This window comes from Pseudoxanthomonas sp. CCNWLY206-1 (assembly GCF_039710385.1).
GTDB lineage: Bacteria > Pseudomonadota > Gammaproteobacteria > Xanthomonadales > Xanthomonadaceae > Pseudoxanthomonas_A.
In genome coordinates this window covers 663238-680698 of record NZ_JBDKXI010000002.1, presented here as the reverse complement: position 1 = coordinate 680698, position 17461 = coordinate 663238, and the positions used below count along the sequence as shown (strand labels likewise).

Sequence of the window (17461 nt, the reverse complement as noted above, 5' to 3'; positions counted from 1 at the left end):
GTGCTTACTCCAAAGACAGTAGATATTTCCATTGCGCAGCGGTCACCGGCATCACCGACAGCCGGCTGCCGCGGCTGGTCAAGGCGAAGCCTTCGCCTAACGCATCGGTGTGCTGCTTGATTTCGTCCAGCGCGATGGTGCGCTTGAGCTTGCGCTCGAACGCCACGTCCACCAGCATCCAGCGCGGTGCTTCCGGGGTGCTTTTGGGGTCGTAGTAATCGCTTTTCTTGTCGAACTGGGTTGGATCCGGATACGCGCGGCTGACCACCTTGGCAATGCCAGCGATGCCCGGCACCGCGCAATTGGAGTGATAGAACAGCACCCCATCGCCTACCTGCATGCCATCGCGCATGAAATTGCGTGCCTGGTAGTTGCGCACGCCGTTCCACGGTTCCACACCGACCCGTTCAAGGTCATCGATGGAAAAGGTGTCGGGTTCGGACTTCATCAGCCAGTAGCGTTTGCGTGCGGTCATTGCGGTTGTCCGATGATCAGCGTGTCGCGTTCGGTACACAGGGCATCGACGGGTACGTCCCAGGATTCCTGGCCGAAGGCGTCGATGCGTTGTGCGGAGAATCCCACGCCGACCAGCCAAGGCGGCGCGGACAGTGCTCGCCGGAATGCCAGGGTGCGATCGTACCAGCCACCGCCCATGCCCAGCCGATTGCCGTGCTCGTCGAAACCCACCAGCGGCACGACGATCATCGACATCTCCTCGGGTTCCAGCGCTGAGGTCGAGGCGACATCCGGTTCGGGAATGCCGAAGCGGTTGGTGACCAGGGGATCGCCCGGACGCCAGGGTGCGAATCGCAGCCGTGTGTCCTCATGCAACACCGGCAAGCAGTACACCAGTTCGCGCGGCAGACGGATTTGCCAGCTATGCAGCGCGATCTCGCCATCCATCGCCCAATAACCAGCGACGTAGCCGGTTGCGGGTGCGAAGGGCACAGATAGCAAGCGTTGCGCCAAGGCATCGGCGGCAGCGATACGTTCCGCAGCGGGAATCGCGCGGCGGCGTTGGCGCAGTTCGCGGCGCAGCGCGTCGCGTTCAAAGATCATGGGTGGTTCCGCGCAAGGCATTCATGCGTGGAATTTTAAGGCAAGCGGGGAAATGCCGCTGGAGGGGATTTTATGGCAGCCGCAGGACCGTGATCGTGTGGGATCGTCGTCCATGTAGGAGCGCCGTCCCGGCGCGAGCTCTTTCTGTCAGATTGCGGTAGGAACTAAGAGCTCGCGCCGAGACGGCGCTCCTACCGGACTGACGTCGCTCCTGCAGAGAGCGTGCGTGAGAAAAGAAATACGTCCTCCGCCATGGCGATGCTCGCGTAAACGACCTTGAACCCGGGGTTCAAGTGGGAAAGCTTGGGGGCCATCGGGCTTTCCGCTGCGAGGCAGACATGCACTCCCGGCTTCCGTGGCCTTCCCGTGGTCGTCATTAAGGGACAAGGCGAATGTTTGCGCGCGCTGTCGTACACAGCAGAGGACGCGAGCAGAAGTATAGCGGCCTGGCCGCAAATGCATAGCCCGTTCGTCGGTCAGTATTCAGTGCGCGGTCTGGAGCGTGATGGTGCGCGCTTATCCGCAGCACTAAGGAGCGCCGAGAACGCCGTCCAACTTGCGATGCAGATCGGCCAGCGTGCGCGACAGTTCTTTTTCGCGCGCACTGCTTTCATTGCGCAGCTGCTGCAACTCGTGTGCCAGATTCAGTGCCGCCAGCACCGCGACACGATCCACCGCTGCCATGCGATTGCTGCCGCGCACTTCGCGCATTTTGTTTTCCAGCAGTTTGGCTGCCGACATCAGGCTGTTGCGCTCGCCAGGTTCCACACCCACGGTGTACTCGCGGTCCAGGATATGGACGCTGACCGGTTCTGTGGCGCTCATGTGTGCTGCTCCAGTGACTTGAGGCGGGCAATCATCGCTTCCACGCGCGAACGCGCCTGTTCATTCTTGGCGAGCAACTGCGAACGTTCGCCGACCAGTTGCTCTTGCTGGCTGCGCAGGCTGCGGTTCTCGTCGTTCAGGCGCTGGCAGCGGTCAACCAACTCCTGGATGCGTGCGCTGAGGCTGCGAAGCTGGTCGAGGAGGTCGGCGTTGTCCATGCCGCCACGATAGGCATGGGCGCGCCAAGCGGTCAAGGGAGTGGTGGGGGCGTCGCGCCCTTGTAGAGCGGAGCTTGCTCCGCTGCTCTTTCTTGCAACCCCATGGGAGCAGCGGAGCAAGCTCCGCTCTACGAAAAGCACTTAGGCGGCGATTCGCCGTCGCCCCCCCGTTGCGCCCGCCTCGCTCACCAGGGGCGGAACAACCGAGCAAATTCCACTCTAAGAAGCCGCCCTGACGCCAGAGCCGGGGTAGTAATCGCGGATGAAGCGCAGGCATTGCTCCGGTTCCAGCGCGGCGGAGACCCAGTGGCCTTGCACCTCGTCGCAGCCGTGGTTGCGCAGGAATTCGTATTGATCGGAGGTTTCCACGCCCTCGGCCACCACTTTCAGTGCCAGCGATTGCCCCATGGTGATGATGGTGCTGGTAATGGCCTCATCGTCGATGTCGTGTGTGAGGTCGCTGATGAATTCGCGATCGATCTTCAGGGTCGTCAGCGGCAGGCGCTTGAGGTAGGCCAGCGATGAATAGCCAGTGCCGAAGTCATCGATGGCCAGCGATATGCCCAGCCGCCGGCAGGCGCGCAACGTGTCCGCGTTCTGTGCGGGATTGGCCATGACCACGCTTTCGGTCAGTTCCAGTTCCAGCCGGTTCGCAGGCACGCCGGTTTCGGCCAGCGTGCGTGCAACGACCAGTTGCAGGTCGCCACGCTGTAGCTGAGTGGCCGAGACATTGACCGCGACACTGAGATCTTCAAAGCCGGCTTTATGCCACTCCCGCAACGTCATGCAGGCTTCGCGCAAGGCCCATGCACCCAGCTCCAGGATCATGCCGGACTCTTCCGCCAACGGAATGAACTGCGATGGCGAAACCACGCCGAACTCCCGGCTGTCCCAGCGCAGCAATGCCTCGACGCCGGTGATGCGTTGCTGCGCGATCGCCAGGCGTGGCTGGAATACCAGGGACAGCTCGTTGCGATCGATTGCGCGGCGCAGGGCACTGGCCAGGATGGCGCGGTGCCGATTCTTTTCGTCCATCGATTCCGCGTACACCTGATAGGTGTGCCGGCCCATGGCCTTGGCCTGGTACATGGCGGTATCGGCGTGCTTCAGCAACTCGGTGGGTACCTGCGCGTGTTCGGGATACAGGCTGATGCCGATCGACGGCGTTACCGACAGCTCCAGGCGCTCGCCGAAATTCAGCGGCAACCGGAACGCCTGGATGATGCGCTGGGCGATGGCTTCGGCCTCCTCGATGGAAGCGATGTCCTCCAGTACCACCGTGAACTCGTCGCCACTCAAGCGCGCCACGGTGTGCTCCGTACCCACCGTTTGCTGCACGCGCGCGGCGGCGGCGCGCAGGATGCGGTCGCCGGTGGCGTGGCCCAGTGAGTCGTTGATGTCCTTGAACCGGTCCAGGTCGATGAACAACACCGCCACGCGGCCGTGCTCGCGACGGGCGCGGACGATGGCGCGCGACAGGCGCTCGGAAAGCAGCGAACGGTTGGGCAGGCTGGTCAGGGTGTCGTAGTTGGCCAGGTAGCGCAGCTCCTGCTCGGCGCGCTTCTGTTCGGTGATGTCGGTGAGCACTTGCACATATAGCGGCCGTTCGCCGCTGGCATCCGGCACGACATTGGTTTCGATACGGCAGAGAATCTCTTCGCCGTCCTTGCGCACTTTCCATATCTCTCCCGACCAATGCCCCGTGCGCCGCAGGTCGTTGTTCAAACGTTCGAAGAACGCCTCATCGTGTTGATCGCTGTCCAGCATCCGCACCGATTTGCCGATGATTTCTTCTTCCGAATAGCCGGTGATGCGCGTGAAAGCGGGATTGATGGTGATGAAGTGATGCGCCCAGTCCAGCACCGCCACGGCTTCGTTCATGCTGCGCATCACTTCGCTGGCGATGCGGTGCTCGTACTCCGCATTGCGGCTGATGGTGATGTCGCGGGCTGTCCCGGCGATGCGAAGTGCGTGCCCTTCCTCATCACGCTCGACTACCCGGCCACGCGCGCGTATCCATACCCAGTGGCCGTCGCCCCGCAGGTCCATGCGATGTTCGGACATGAAAATCGACGACTTGCCCTGCAGGTGCAAGCGCAGGCGCTCCATCACATAAGGCAGGTCGTCTTCATGGATCGCGGGCACTTCGCCGTGGCGCGTGAGTACGGTGATGTCGGCGGCGTCCGGTGCGCTCTCGTCGGCCCGCATGCCGTGCAGTTTGCGCTGCACCAGATCGTAGTCCCAGAATTGTTCGCCGGACGCCCACAAGGCCAGTTTCAGCCGCTCGTCGCGAGCCCGAAGCAATTCACTGCGGGAAGAGTCGGATGACGCGTGCCGGGATTCCCGCCAGGCCAGCAGATAGCGGAAAGCGGCAATGCCCAGCACGATCAACAGGACAGCGCCCGCGAGTAGTATCCAGGGCAAGCGGGACGACAACGGCGAAGCCGTTGCGGTCACTACGGCGGCGAGGTTTAACGACATGGGGTCTTTGGCCGTCCCGAGCCAAGGGTTTGGCGAGTGTAGGCATGTGACGGCGCGCACAACAAGCGATCCCCGCGCTTTTCGTTGCTACACTTCCCACTTGTCCGTATCCCCTGGCGGATTGCGTTTTATATGTCCCAACTTCCCAATACCGCCGATGTGGCCAAGGTGTCCCAGCGCCTGGGCCTTGGCGTGGACCCCTCCGAATTGCACGGTTCGCTTTGCGGCTGGCTGGCCGGTGGCGGCGAAAATTCGCCGGCATGGCTGGCGCGTGTGCTGGTCGATGACCAGTTGTCCGTTCCGGAGGCCGGCAGCACCTTGGACGAATTGCGGCTGACCAGCGTGGCGCAGCTGGAAGATCGCAGCTTCGGTTTCGATCTGCTGCTTCCCGAAGACGCGTCGCTGAGCGAACGCGCGGAAGGGCTGTTTGGATGGTGCCGTGGATTCCTGGGCGGCTTCGGCTTGGCCGCCGGCGCCGAGCCGCCGCTGTCCGAAGAGGGGCAGGAAGCATTGCAGGATATGGCGCGCCTGGCGCAGGCGTCGGCCGAAAGCAGCGACGATGAGGAAGACGAGGATGCATTGGCGGAACTTGAAGAGTTCGTCCGCGTCGCCGTGCTCTTGCTGCACGGCGATTGCGTCATGGGGCCGCGCCACCGCCAGAGCCTGAACTAGGGGCCGGTCAACGTGGCTCAACCCACTCGCATTAACAGGTCCCGATGAAGGCCTTGGCCGGCATCACAGCGGGCGAGTTTGCCCGTCGGCGCAAGCAATTGATGCGCATGGTCGGCGATGACGCGATCCTGGTGCTGCCGGCTGCGCCGGAGCGCGTACGCAGCCACGACACCTTTTACCCGTACCGTCAGGATTCCGATTTTTGGTACCTGTGCGGTTTTCCCGAGCCGGAAGCCGTCCTGGTATTGGTACCTGGCCGCAAGCACGGGGAAGCGCTGCTGTTTTGCCGCGAGCGCGATCACGAGCGGGAAAGCTGGGACGGTCCGCGGGCGGGCCAGGGAGGCGCGGTGGAAGACTTCGGCATGGACGACGCCTATCCCATCGATGACCTGGACGAAATCCTGCCCGGGTTACTGGAAGGACGTTCGCGTGTCTACTACCACTTCGGCCGCGACGCCGATTTCGATCTGAAGCTGATCGGCTGGGTACGCCATGTGCGGGCCCAGGTGCGGCAAGGTGCGCAACCGCCGCATGAGTTCCTGGAGTTGGGCCATCTGCTGCACGAGTTGCGGCTGTTCAAGTCCAAGGACGAGATAAGGCTGATGCAACGCGCCGCCGACATCAGCGTGGAAGCGCATCGGGTAGCGATGCACGCGTCCAAGCCGGGTGTTCGCGAATACGAGTTGCAGGCGGACCTGGAACGCGTGTTCCGTGCCAACGACGCCTGGCCGGCTTACAACAGTATCGTCGGCGCTGGCCATAATGCCTGCGTGCTGCACTACCGTGCCAACAATGGCCAGGCCAAAGCGGGCGAATTGGTGCTGATCGATGCCGGTGCGGAGTATCGCGGTTATGCGGCCGACATCACCCGCACCTTTCCGGTCACCGGGCGTTTCAGCAAGGAACAACGCGCGCTGCACGATCTCGTCGGCGCAGCGCAGGCAGCCGCTTTGGCGCAAGCCCGGCCAGGTGTCGCTTACGAAGCCGGCCACAACGCTGCTGTCGAAACGCTGACCGAAGGCCTGCTGAAGTTGGGCCTGCTGAAAGGCAAGTTGGAAAAGAACATCGCCGAAGGCCACTACCGGCGCTTCTATCGCCACAAGACGGGCCACTGGCTGGGCCTGGACGTGCATGACGTTGGCGATTACCGCATCGACGGCGAATCACGGCAGCTGGAGCCGGGCATGGTGTTCACCATTGAACCCGGCCTGTATGTCGGCGCCGGCGACACCACGGTGCACGAAAAATGGCGCGGCATCGGCATCCGCATCGAAGACGACGTGCTGATCACCAGCGATGGCCACCGCGTCCTCACCGACGCGCTGGCACGCAGCGCGGACGAGATAGAAGCTGAGATGGCACAGCAATGAGCAAAAAAGCAGCCGAGCAAGCTTGGCTCTACAGAGCCTGGTAGAGCGAGGGTGCTTTTCGTAGAGCGGAGCTGCGCCTCGCGATAGCGCCGAGTCAGTAACAATAAGGCCGTCGCAACGGCAGACGATGATGATCGCCGCTTAAGACGCTTTTCGTAGAGCGGAGCTTGCTCCGCTGTTCTAGGCGCAATGCATCCGAAGCCACTGCCGCACAAAAACTCCGTGAACCCTACGCCGCGCTACGAAGCGGCTTCGCCCCAACCGAGCCGTCAGGCACCATCGCAAACGAATATCGCGACCTGACAAACCATTCCGCGACAAGCAGGTTCGGAACCCAACACAGCCACGCGATCGCTGGGTAAGCCACCGCCATCGAAAATCCAGCGATTTGGCTCGCCGGCAAATACAAGCGAAGCGTCACCGCCGCCAACGTAAGCGCATAGCTGCGAATCATCCAGCTCCGGTGCTGGCTCACATGGCCCTGCCGGATGTGACGATAAGCGTTCGCCGTGGTGAATATCCAAAAGACGCCCAGCAATCCAAATCCCGATTGGGCGACCAGGCCGGCGGACGAATGTGGTGCCAGGAAAAGTGCAGCAACCCCGCCGCCAATCACTGCGACCATGTACAGCCGGCCCAGCCAGCGATGGAATCCCAGAAAACGATTCCGAAGCCAGGCATTAAGCTGGAAGGCTCCCGCCACCAGTGCAACCGCCCCGCCCAGGAAGTGTGCGTATGCAGCCACCGGCCGCTCCGCAAGCAGAACTTGAACGAGTCCAGGACGAAATCCAGGCAAGGCCAGGATGGCAAAGGCATAAGCCGCCACCGCCAGCGCAAGCAGTGTCATGACCGACCAGCCGACTAGTTTCTTGATCATGCGTAGAAGCTCGCTTTTTCCGGGTGAATTGAGGAAGACGCGAAACAGTTCGGCCTAAATGGCCACCTGCCGCTTACGGCACATAACTTAAATTGGGCTGATACCGCAAAAGCTCACTCTGCGCGCTCTGTACAAGACCGTCGGGCAGATCAATCCTGGGAAGCAGGGCGCCATCGGAGAAGGTGCGAGCGGCGCGCGTCAAGACGTACTGATGCAACGGGCCGTCTACCCGCAGCTTGTACCACGATATCCGCTGGTCACCCGCTTTCGCTGCTAGCTCGGCTATAGCCAGTTCGAATGCGGCCTCCCGGCCAGGCACCACGATATAGGTGGTCATGACCAGATAGGGAGAGGCATCAGGGAGCAGTGCACCCTTGCTCGCACTTTCCAAGCGCTCGTAGACGGCATGGCTGACAAAGTCCGCGTATGGGGTGACGTTCTTGTTGTTGTCGGCTGCGTCCTCGGCAGGATTGACCGCGTGGTCAAAATCAGTGGCGGCATGGCCAAATGTTCCGTCCATGAACTGGCCAATACGGTCGCCCAGGACGAATCTCCAACCATACCAAGTCCATGGATCTTTGTTGTTCTTGTGCCAAACGAGGTGCTGCTCATAGCCGGCGGTAAACCTATCTGCCTGGCCAGGCTTCGGCTTGATGACGACCACGCGTGCGAACTGACCCTCGGTGTGCTGTGCTTGCACCGATGGCGCGAGCACAGCCAAGAACGCGGCCACCATGAGGAACGTTGATAGATGTCGTATCGGCATGTCTGTGATAACTCGCGAAACCGGCCCGAACCGGGCCTGGTTAACTGGCTAGGTTGCCGCAGATCTGTTCTGCCCAATCCACAATCGATTGCCATCCGGATCGTCGAGCCGAAATTCGGTCAGGCCGTAGAAGGTGACGTCCAGATCAGGAACAGTCAGTCCATTCCTGCGCACCTGCTGGTGATACTCCACTATATCCTCGGGGTACAAATAAAGAATGGATTGACGGGGCGCTTCCGGATGCAGGTTGATCGACTGATCGACCATCAGACGGCACTCGCCAAAGCAGAGCATCGCCCAGCGCCAGTCATCATTTCGTTGCTCCACGCTGAATCCAAGCTTCTGATAGAACTCGATGCTCGAGGCGATGCTCCTCACGGGCAGCATCGGTACCAGACGGTCCAATCTCATTGGGAAATCTCCGGTGGGTGCTTCCACATTTAAGCTTGAGCCCGTGATGAGTTGGTCAGCCAGGCCGGAACACGCACGTTGCCGATACCGGGACGAGCCGGCTGCCAGACTATCGCGGCTTGTATAAGGCGGTTAGTCCCCGTCGGGCAACAGGTCGGGGTTGTATACCACTTCCCATAGGTGCCCATCGGGGTCTTGGAAGTAGCCCGCGTAGCCACCCCAAAAAGTATCCTGCGCCGCTTTTACGATAGTGGCGCCGGCGGTCGATGCCTGCTCCATGACCAGGTCCACCGCGGCTTTGCTGGATACATTATGACCAAGGGAAACGTCGGTAGCGCTGGGAGGACTCACTTCCAGGCCCGAGTCATGTGCCAGGCTGCGACGGGGCCAGACCGCGAGCTTCAGGCCGTGCTGAAGGTCAAAGAACGCGACGGCACCGTGTTCAAGCTCGGCCCCTACGATGCCTGCGGTACTGAGTCCAAGCCCGTCCCGATAGAACGCCACCGAACGTTTCAGGTCATCCACGCCCAGCGTAATGACGGAAATTCTAGGCTTCACGGCAAATCCTCCTGTCCAAGCTTGAATTTAGCCACGCTGCCGAACGGTCGCCGATCGAGTAAACGATCCGGCACCCCTTAAATATCCGAGACTCCGAAGAGAAAGAGCGCAGTGATCGGAGCGATCAGAATGATGGCAGATGTGGCCAAGCACAATATTCCAATTCCAAGAACACGCCAGTTCGAGTGAAACTCGTGGTTGGGAGAATCAAGAATCGCTTTCCTCGTCATCTGGTGCCTTGAGCTCACGTACAGGGCCGATACGATGTATGCGATTGCGAAAGGAAAGCCTGGGAAATCTTCTGGCAATAAGATGGTGCTGATAAGCAGTGCTGGCATAAGGACAAAACCAGCCAACAGGGTTCTTCTCTCAAGCTGGTGATATCCAAGCGCGGCGAAATTTGCTTTGAGGAAGTAGATCAAGCCGACAGGCCCGCCGATCGTTCCGCATGCAACTTGTATCGGGGAATAGAGTTTCACTATCTTCGAAGATCCAAAAGCATCTCGAACTTCTGCGTTCGGAGTGGCATACGGGTTCTCAGTCAACTTTTGCTCCTTAAGCTGATGCCCAACGTTGGCGGCGCCGCACGGGTAAAAGGCTTTCTTGTCTCCCATCCGTTCCGCTGTCAGATGATATCGGTCGCGTCACCGTGGTTTGCGGAGCATTGGAAATATGGGCGGTGACGACCCCACTTGAATGGTGCCCAATAGCTCGAAACCGTGTCTTTCGTAGAGAGGAATGTTCTTTGGGTTGCTGGATTCAAGATAGGCCGGCGTGTGGTCACGGTCGCATGGGATGAGCGCGTACTTCATCAAAGCCCCGCCATAGCCTTTGCCTTGTTGGGAAGGGTCGACCCCGATGAACGGCAAGTACCAATGCGGCTCCTGCGGGTGGTAACGGCCCATCTGTTCGAAGACCCCGAGAAGGTCCTTTTGCACTGACGCAGAGCCTGTGCGTTGCAGCAGTTCAATCAGCACGTCTTCGTCAGGGCCGACCTCAGGCGGTAGCCACAGTGCCGCGCCGGCATAGCCGTCCGCGCAATACGCGCTCCCATGTGCGAACGCTTTGCCCCCCAATGCCCTGACAAAATCAGGAAAATGCATGAGGTACTGCTGCGGATCGGGCCACGTCCAGCGCGCAGCGGGATCCGCGCTAAACGCCAGTACTTCGGTTGCGATGGCCGAAGCCTCTTCGGTCGTCGTAGCAATCTTGATTGTTGGTGTTGCCATGGTTTGCCTCCGAGGGGAAACATCCAGGATGGCGGAAAGTCTAACGCCGAAACCAAGCCGACTCGCGAGGCGCCAACCAAACGTTGCGCAACAGCAAAGGCTCCGGCTCTTGCGCTAAGGCGTCCGCAAGCTGTTGAGAGTACCTGCCAGGAACAGAAGCAGCTCCCACAGCGGCAATTGTGACGACGACGTAAATAATCAGTAGCCGAGGACGATCTGCTGGTAGTACTCCGCCAGTTCTCGCTCCTGCCCTATCGCCTCGGAGGTTCTGATGAGTGAAGGAGTTGCAAGGTGGATTCTGGGTGGGACAAGGTTCTCTACCAGCCTCTCACGGCCCAATGGGTTAGAAAGCGTATCGGGACCGAGTAGAGCGCCTCTTTAGTTGGAAAGCATATCTCGGCTTGCAGCGAGCGGAGCACTTTTGCTTCGGAGAACCAGGGTTGCATGCTTGCGGACCTACTCTTGAATTAGACCATCAAAATTTCATGAGTTCGGCGATGCGCGCGCGGCGTTGTGGTCACGTGGGCATCGCCCAGTCAGTGACCGCCCGCTACGCTTACAGATACCTGCCGACCTTGCTCGTCAGCAGTTGGACCAACGCCGGGTCCATATAGTCGTAGTCATCCGGAATATCCAGGCATATCACGCGCTGATGGCCATGCAGATGGCGTTTGAACTTGCTGCGGAGTTTGTTGCGGTGGGTTTTCTCCATGACGAATATCAGGTCCGCCCACTCCACCAGCTCTGCAGACAGCGGGACTTCGGCGTCTTGATTCAATCCGGCGGAGGCGGTTTCCACATCATCTCGCAGGGAGAACACCTGTTCGGCCGTGGGGCTGCGCAGGCGGTTCTGACTGCAGACGAACAGCAGCTTTTTCATTGGTGCCTACAGTCAGACCATTGCCGCGAATGCCGGACGAGTCAGGTTGACCGCGTCGCCTTCGGTGCACAGCACTTCGTCTTCGATGCGGATGCCGCCGTAGGGCCGGAATGCATCCACGCGCGACCAGTCCACGCTGTCGGTATGGCCGTTCTTCTTAACTTCGTCCAGCAGCATGTCGATGAAGTAGATACCCGGTTCGATGGTCACCACCATCCCAGGTTCCAGCACACGTGTCATGCGCAGGTAAGGGTGGCCTGGCGGGCGCGGAATCTTTCCTCCGCGGTCGCTTTCGGCGAAGCCGGCCACGTCGTGGACCTGCAAGCCGATGGGATGACCTAGACCGTGCGGAAAGAATGCCGCGCTGACGCCGGTTGCCAATGCGGCTTCGGGCGAGACCTTGATGACGCCGTGATCCTTCAGGATGGCCATCAGGCTCAGATGGGCATCGATGTGCAGTTGCTTGTAGTCCACACCGGCGCGTACGCCTTCGCCCATCTTGATCTGCGCGGCGTCCACGGCATTGATCAACGCCTGGAACTCGCCGGAGGTGTCCGTGGCATAGGTGCGGGTGATGTCGCTGGCGTAGCCATGGAAGCTGGCGCCGGCGTCGATCAGAAAACTGCGCACCGGCGTGGGCGCGGTGTGGCGTCGGTCGTGGTAGTGCAGCACGGCGCCATGTTCATTCAAGCCAATGATGTTGTTGTAAGGCAGTTCGCTCGGATCCTGGCCAACAGCGCCGCAATAAGCCATGTGGATCGCGAACTCGCTTTTGCCTTCGCGGAATGCCGCCTCGGCAGCGCGGTGGCCGCGCACCGCAAGATGCTGGGCTTCGCGCATCAAGGCGATTTCGTACGCGGTCTTATAGGAACGCTGATACTCCAGATAGTGGATCACCGCGTCCGGATTGTTCGGAATGTAACTCTCGTTCGGAGCTGCGCCCAGCGTGCTCTGTGGCTCTCCCAGAATGGCGCAACGGGCCGCTGGCTTGGGCAACAGCGCAAGCGCTTCGTCTGGCTTGCGGATGATCTGGATGTCGAAATGCTCCACCCACCAGCCGCCGGGCGCATCCGGCACCACGTGCCAGTAGTCGAATGGTTGGTAGAAGATCACCTTCGGCCGTTGGCCCGGCGTGTAGACCAGCCAGCTGTAGGGCACCTGGGTAAGCGGCAGCCAGGCCTTGAACTGTGGATTGACCGCGTAGGGATAATCCCGGTCGTCGAAGAGTTGGTAATGCAATGTGCCACTGGGCACGACCAGATGATCGAACCCACCGCGCGTCAGCGCTTCATCCGCGCGCTGCTTCATGGTGGCGAAGTGATTGGCGTACAACAGGGCGAAATCGACGTTCGGGGAGGATACGGTCATTGCGGCGGCTCATTCGAGGATGCGCTGATTTTGCCGTATTCGGGCGACTATTTCCTTGAGGGAACACAAAGGGCCTTGGATACGGCTCAACGCCGATGATCAAGAGTCAGAGGCATCCAATGTGCTTTATCCGCGGTGATCCCTATTGATCCTTGTCTAAGGTGGTCTCGTGGTTGTCGCTTTTATGTGGGTGATCAAGAGATCGTGATCTGACAGTAAGAGCTCGCGGCGGGACGCCGCTCCGCGCCCCGGTAGCCTTTCAGTGCACGCGATTTGGAACGCGCCGCAGCGCGCCCATATGGCGAACAGCAGCTTCGATGTCTGTCCTGATCTGAGAGAGCTCGCGGCGGGACGCCGCTCGCGCGCCAATTCAGCCGGTACCCGCATCCGGGGCATTGACCCAGGCGCGCAGGGCTTCCAGCGGTTCTTTGTCGATGATCAGGAAACGCAGGCCGGCGAATGACTGGCCGGGGGTATTGGCCTGGGCGGCCCATAGCAGGTGGGCGCCGACCTCGATGGGCGTTTCGCGGCCGCGGTTGTCGCGGATGTGGAAGCGCAGCTGGTATAGCGCGTCTTCCACGACCGGCGCATTGGCGACCAGCAACATGCCCGACTCGGACACGTTGCCCAGGCGGCCGATGGCTTGTTCGGTCATCAGATCAACCACGGTCACCGGTTCGGGAACGTGGCGTCGGCGGGCGCGGCGATATTCCTTCATAGGTGTGCTTCCTTCATGCGTCTGCTCCGGAAACATCGCTCGGTCGCTGCGTACCGGTCAGGCTGCGCAGCGCCTTGAGGGTCGCGTTCCACGCGCGGTCGATCAGGCGTCCTTTGTCTTCCGTCACCACCAGTGCCTGTCCCTGCGCCATCAGATGGGCGATGGTGTCCAGCGATTGCTCGCCCACGCGCTGGCCGCGCTGATTGACGAACAACGCATTGCCCGTCACCGGACTGAACCAGGACAAGCGCTGCCGATGAACATCGCCCTGTTGGTTCCTGGTGAACTCGAACCAGGTGCCGAACGGCAGCGTGCGCAGGTAGTCATAGCATTCCTGTTCCTGCTCCGTGCGCGGGTGCGGCGTCTTTTTCTTGGCCGGCGTTTGCTCGCCCAGGCGCGCGCGCGCCTTCAGGCGTGCGGTCAGTTCGGTGCGGGAGGTGCTTTCGTCTTCCGCGGTACTCGATAGCCGCCGGGCAATGGCCGATGCCTCGTCTTCGTGATAGCCGACCTGTACGAGCGATTTTTCGATCCGTTCGGTCAGTTCCGGATCGGCGGGTACATCCTCGCCCGCCGTGGTGGCTGCCACGATCCGCAGCGTGGTCTGAAGCTGCTCGTGCCAATCATTGGAGTTCTCGCCATTGCGCAGCAATGTCAGCGTCAGTACGTCCGCCCAGGCCTGGCTCAGCAAGGCTTGCACGAATTTCTGCGGCTGCTGGTCGCGCAGGGCGGTCTGGATGGTTTCCGCAGCCTTCTGCTTGGCGACCTCCAAACGATCCTTGCCGCGCGCCGCTTCGACCTGCCGGCGCTCAGCCAGTTCGGCTTTGCGGGCCAATACCTGGAAATGCTGCTGCACATCCTGGTTGGCGCGTTCGAACACCGCTTCGTCGCCTTGGTATTCGGCGACCACCCGCTCCACGGCCTGGTGCAACTTATGCACCAGTTGTGGATCCACATCGTCATTGCCCAGCCAGGTGGCGCCGGATTCGGCGACGGCATTCAGCAGTTCGCGGGCGGGATGTTGCGGGCGCAGGAAGAAATCGCGATCGCGTAGCGCCGCTTGTACGACCGGCGCTTGCAAGCGGACCAGCAGATCCGCCGCCGGCGCGTCCTGCTGCACCTCGCGTTCGATCTCGTTGTACAACAAGCCGAGCAGTTCGAAGGTATCCGAGTCAGCGCTGGCCAAGGCGGCGTTCGGGCCATGTTTTTCCCGTGCCTGCGCCAGCATGGCCTGTTGAAGATCCTGCACGGTGCGCCGCTGCTGATCGGGTGCGTGCGGCAGCATCGGTTCGGTCTGCAGCGATTGCAACGTGGTCAGTACATCTGAGGTGGGTAGCAACTTCTTGCGAAATGCCGCGACGGCATCGGCGGTACGCGGTGGGCGCTGGAACTGTTCTGCGCTGGCGGCCGGCGCAGCAGATGGTGGATTGACCTGCCCGGCAGCGGCCGATGAGGGCGCCGCCGCATCAGCAGCCAATGCGGTGCGTCGGATCGAGAGCAATTGCTGCAGCGCGGCGAACGATGCGTCGATGTCGGCGGCGGTCGGCGTTGCCGGAACTGCGGGAGCAAGCGTGGGTTCGACGGATGCCGCTGGCGCGCTCCCTGTGCCTGCAGCAGCGGGTTGGGAACCAAGCGTGGCCCAGCTGTCAGGCGACGATTGCCCCTGCCATCCGGTCATCGGCCGGTTGGCGGCTGGGCCGGATGCTCCTGCCCGCTGCGGTCCGCCCACATCGGCTGCGCGCACGATGCGTGGCAGGTAGACGGTCAGCCCTGGCAACACACCCTGGCTGGCCAGGAACTGGTTTACCGTGCCGGCCCATTCGACGTAGTTGAACATCACTTTGAGATCGAAGCTGCGGTACAGCAGCAACTGGGCGCCCAAACTCAGATCCAGCGTGACCGCGGCGTCCTTCAAGATATGCGCCAAGCGCTGTGGGCCAAGCGGCAGGTTTTCCGCGTCGAAGGCCGGGCTGCCGGCCAGTACGCCGAAGCGCTGGCCCATCAGCAGTATCTGCGTGGCGGCGCGGCTTTCATGCCTGCGAGCTACGTCGCTCAGCACGATCTCCTGATCCATTGCCGCGTCTTCCACCAGCGTCAGTGTCTGGTAGTCCACCAAGGCATGGGCGTTTTCGGCGGGCTTCGCCTGGGGCAGGCGAATGCCGGCCAATTCCGCTTCCAGGCCAAACATGTAGTGCGGGATCAGTTCGCCGCGGTTTTTTTGCAACGCACGCAGATCGACGAAGTGCTCGGCCTGGCGGTTGTTGTTGCGAGCGTTTTCGGCCTGTTTGAACAGCTGTTGCTCGAACTCGACCAGCATCCCATTGAGCGCCGCGACGAAGTCGACGGTGATGTGGTCGTAGAGGTTCTGCAGAATGCGGCGCACTCGCGGGGGCAGCGAAGCCGAAGCGATCGTGGTGGGTTTCGCGCCAGTCATGTTGGGTTTTATCGCAGACATCAGTGCGGCAGCACTCCCCTTTGGGCAACGATTATCACATGCCGGCGAGATTACAAGCGGTTTGTAGCCAGTGTGTGATGAAACCGTTGATCGGACGCCCGTCAGGCGCCTATCAACTTGTCAGGGTCAGCTTGTAAGGAACAGTTCGACCACGTCATTGGTGAAGCGCCGGCCGAGTTCCGTGGGAACGGCGCGGTCTTCCGACAGCATCAGCCAACCGCGCTGCTGGGCCTGCTCCAAGGAAGAGGCAATCGCCGTTACGGATAAACCGGTCCGGGCCTCGAAATCTGACAGCGCGAAGCCTTCGTGCAGCCGCAAGGCATTGAGCATGAACTCGAACGGACGCCGTTGCGGTGCGATCCGGTCATCGCCACCGATGGCTTGCGGCGTACCCGCAGCCTCCAGGTAAGTCGTTGGGTGCTTCACTTTCCAGCGCCGCAGGATCGTCTGTTCCGCGCCGGAGGTGATCTTGCCGTGTGCACCGGCACCGACGCCCAGGTAGTCGCCGAAACGCCAGTAGTTGAGGTTGTGAGCGCATTGGCGCCCCGGTCGCGCATAGGCGCTGACTTCGTAATGCCCATAGCCAGCCTCGGCCAGCATGGCCTGGCAGTGCTCCTGCATATCCCAGGCATGGTCGTCGTCGGGAATGCCTTTCGGCGGCCGTGCGAAGAAGATGGTGTTGGGTTCCAGGGTGAGCTGGTAGTGGGAAATATGCGCCGGCTGCAAGGCAAAGGCGCGTTCCAGATCACGCTCGGCCATCGCCAGCGTCTGTTCCGGCAAGGCGTACATCAAGTCCAGGTTGAAATTGTCGTAGCCGGCATCCTGCGCCAGCTTCACCGCGCGCTCGGCTTCAGTGCTGTCGTGGATGCGGCCCAGCCGCTTCAGGCAATCATCGTCGAAGCTCTGGATACCGAAGCTGATGCGGTTGACCCCGGCGTCCCGATAACGGTCGAACCGGCCGTGCTCGGCGGTGCCCGGGTTGGTCTCCAACGTAATTTCGCAGCCCGGTGCGAAGCGCAGCCGGCTGCTGGCGGCTTGCAGGAAACGGTCGATGGTCTCCGGCGGAAACAGGCTGGGCGTACCGCCGCCAAAAAACACGCTGTGCACAGTGCGGCCCCAAACCAGTGGCAGATCCTGGTCGAGGTCACGGATCAGCGCATCGGTATATTCATCGAACGGCAACGCACCTTTGCCCTGATGCGAATTGAAATCGCAGTAGGGACATTTGCGTACGCACCAGGGCAGATGCACATACAGCGACAGGGGCGGCGGCATCAGCATGCGGTGTAGCGACCGATGCGGCGTTCTTCGGCGGTCAGCGCATCGCCCATGGCATCGATATCGGCGTAACGGGATGCGGCATCTGCAAGAAACGCCACGTATTCGGTTTCACTTTCCCAGCGGTCGATCGTGATGTAGCGTTGCGGCCGTTCGTCGCGCAACAGTTCGGTGCCCACGTAACCACGATACTCGCGAAACAACTGGGCCCAGGCGCCGGCTGGGCCGTACAGCTGTTCGAAGGCGGGCTCCGATCCTGGATGGGTTTGGTATTCCCAGATCACGAGGTACATGGCGGT

The 17461-nt window shown here is 61.2% G+C and carries 19 protein-coding genes and 1 other RNA gene; 2 read left to right on the top strand and 18 right to left on the bottom strand.

Annotated features, from left to right (window positions below; translation table 11 throughout):
* Positions 1-4: 4 nt before the first annotated feature.
* The 6 genes from AADW18_RS07200 to AADW18_RS07175 all read right to left on the bottom strand — a co-directional run bounded on the left by AADW18_RS07200 (position 5) and on the right by AADW18_RS07175 (position 4583).
* Positions 5-475, bottom strand: a complete 471-nt coding sequence (locus AADW18_RS07200) for an EVE domain-containing protein (protein ID WP_337342670.1) — start codon at positions 473-475, stop codon at positions 5-7.
* The gene (locus AADW18_RS07195; RefSeq protein ID WP_337342669.1) at positions 472-1059 is read right to left on the bottom strand and encodes a 5-formyltetrahydrofolate cyclo-ligase; all 588 of its coding nucleotides are present in this window, start codon (positions 1057-1059) and stop codon (positions 472-474) included. The genes AADW18_RS07200 and AADW18_RS07195 overlap by 4 nt, the downstream gene beginning before the upstream one ends.
* Before the next feature lie 240 nt (positions 1060-1299).
* Positions 1300-1486, bottom strand: a non-coding RNA gene (gene ssrS / locus AADW18_RS07190) — 6S RNA.
* A 101-nt stretch (positions 1487-1587) separates the two neighbouring features.
* A complete protein-coding gene (locus AADW18_RS07185) occupies positions 1588-1884 on the bottom strand; it encodes a cell division protein ZapA (RefSeq protein WP_337342668.1) in 297 nt (98 codons plus the stop codon).
* Positions 1881-2102, bottom strand: coding sequence for a TIGR02449 family protein (locus AADW18_RS07180; protein ID WP_337342667.1), 222 nt, complete (start codon positions 2100-2102; stop codon positions 1881-1883). Before AADW18_RS07180 ends, AADW18_RS07185 begins: the two co-directional genes overlap by 4 nt.
* Before the next feature lie 219 nt (positions 2103-2321).
* On the bottom strand, positions 2322-4583 hold the full coding sequence (locus tag AADW18_RS07175) for an EAL domain-containing protein (protein WP_337342666.1): 2262 nt from the start codon (positions 4581-4583) through the stop codon (positions 2322-2324).
* Positions 4584-4715: 132 nt separating this feature from the next.
* Between AADW18_RS07175 and AADW18_RS07170 the strand changes: the two genes are divergently transcribed.
* Together AADW18_RS07170 and AADW18_RS07165 are read left to right on the top strand one after the other, a co-directional pair.
* A complete protein-coding gene (locus AADW18_RS07170) occupies positions 4716-5255 on the top strand; it encodes a UPF0149 family protein (RefSeq protein ID WP_337342665.1) in 540 nt (179 codons plus the stop codon).
* Positions 5256-5299: 44 nt separating this feature from the next.
* On the top strand, positions 5300-6625 hold the full coding sequence (locus tag AADW18_RS07165; protein WP_337342664.1) for an aminopeptidase P N-terminal domain-containing protein: 1326 nt from the start codon (positions 5300-5302) through the stop codon (positions 6623-6625).
* A gap of 229 nt (positions 6626-6854) precedes the next feature.
* On the opposite strand, the gene AADW18_RS07160 is transcribed toward AADW18_RS07165, so the two are convergent.
* The 12 genes from AADW18_RS07160 to AADW18_RS07105 form a co-directional block, all read right to left on the bottom strand.
* Positions 6855-7502 carry a DUF2306 domain-containing protein gene (locus tag AADW18_RS07160; protein WP_337342663.1) on the bottom strand — a complete coding sequence of 216 codons (648 nt, stop codon included), beginning with the start codon at positions 7500-7502 and terminating at the stop codon, positions 6855-6857.
* Between the two features lie 73 nt (positions 7503-7575).
* The gene (locus AADW18_RS07155; protein WP_337342662.1) at positions 7576-8238 is read right to left on the bottom strand and encodes a hypothetical protein; all 663 of its coding nucleotides are present in this window, start codon (positions 8236-8238) and stop codon (positions 7576-7578) included.
* Positions 8239-8316: 78 nt separating this feature from the next.
* A complete protein-coding gene (locus tag AADW18_RS07150; protein WP_337342661.1) occupies positions 8317-8679 on the bottom strand; it encodes a VOC family protein in 363 nt (120 codons plus the stop codon).
* 132 nt (positions 8680-8811) lie between these two features.
* The gene (locus tag AADW18_RS07145; protein ID WP_337342660.1) at positions 8812-9237 is read right to left on the bottom strand and encodes a VOC family protein; all 426 of its coding nucleotides are present in this window, start codon (positions 9235-9237) and stop codon (positions 8812-8814) included.
* A 77-nt stretch (positions 9238-9314) separates the two neighbouring features.
* Positions 9315-9851: a hypothetical protein gene (locus AADW18_RS07140; RefSeq protein WP_337342659.1), complete on the bottom strand. Its 537-nt coding sequence runs from the start codon at positions 9849-9851 to the stop codon at positions 9315-9317.
* A gap of 30 nt (positions 9852-9881) precedes the next feature.
* Positions 9882-10466 carry a GNAT family N-acetyltransferase gene (locus tag AADW18_RS07135; protein WP_337342658.1) on the bottom strand — a complete coding sequence of 195 codons (585 nt, stop codon included), beginning with the start codon at positions 10464-10466 and terminating at the stop codon, positions 9882-9884.
* A gap of 556 nt (positions 10467-11022) precedes the next feature.
* Positions 11023-11346 carry a low molecular weight protein tyrosine phosphatase family protein gene (locus AADW18_RS07130; RefSeq protein ID WP_337342657.1) on the bottom strand — a complete coding sequence of 108 codons (324 nt, stop codon included), beginning with the start codon at positions 11344-11346 and terminating at the stop codon, positions 11023-11025.
* A gap of 12 nt (positions 11347-11358) precedes the next feature.
* The gene (gene pepQ / locus AADW18_RS07125) at positions 11359-12714 is read right to left on the bottom strand and encodes a Xaa-Pro dipeptidase (RefSeq protein ID WP_337342656.1); all 1356 of its coding nucleotides are present in this window, start codon (positions 12712-12714) and stop codon (positions 11359-11361) included.
* A gap of 370 nt (positions 12715-13084) precedes the next feature.
* The gene (locus tag AADW18_RS07120) at positions 13085-13432 is read right to left on the bottom strand and encodes a PilZ domain-containing protein (RefSeq protein WP_337342655.1); all 348 of its coding nucleotides are present in this window, start codon (positions 13430-13432) and stop codon (positions 13085-13087) included.
* Positions 13433-13445: 13 nt separating this feature from the next.
* On the bottom strand, positions 13446-15863 hold the full coding sequence (locus tag AADW18_RS07115; protein WP_337342654.1) for a DUF1631 domain-containing protein: 2418 nt from the start codon (positions 15861-15863) through the stop codon (positions 13446-13448).
* A gap of 147 nt (positions 15864-16010) precedes the next feature.
* Entirely contained in the window at positions 16011-17165 is a 1155-nt protein-coding gene (hemW, locus tag AADW18_RS07110) for a radical SAM family heme chaperone HemW (protein WP_337342653.1), read from the bottom strand.
* Complete coding sequence (locus AADW18_RS07105; RefSeq protein WP_337342652.1) at positions 17159-17455, bottom strand: antibiotic biosynthesis monooxygenase; 297 nt, start codon at positions 17453-17455, stop codon at positions 17159-17161. The genes hemW and AADW18_RS07105 overlap by 7 nt, the downstream gene beginning before the upstream one ends.
* Positions 17456-17461 lie beyond the last annotated feature (6 nt).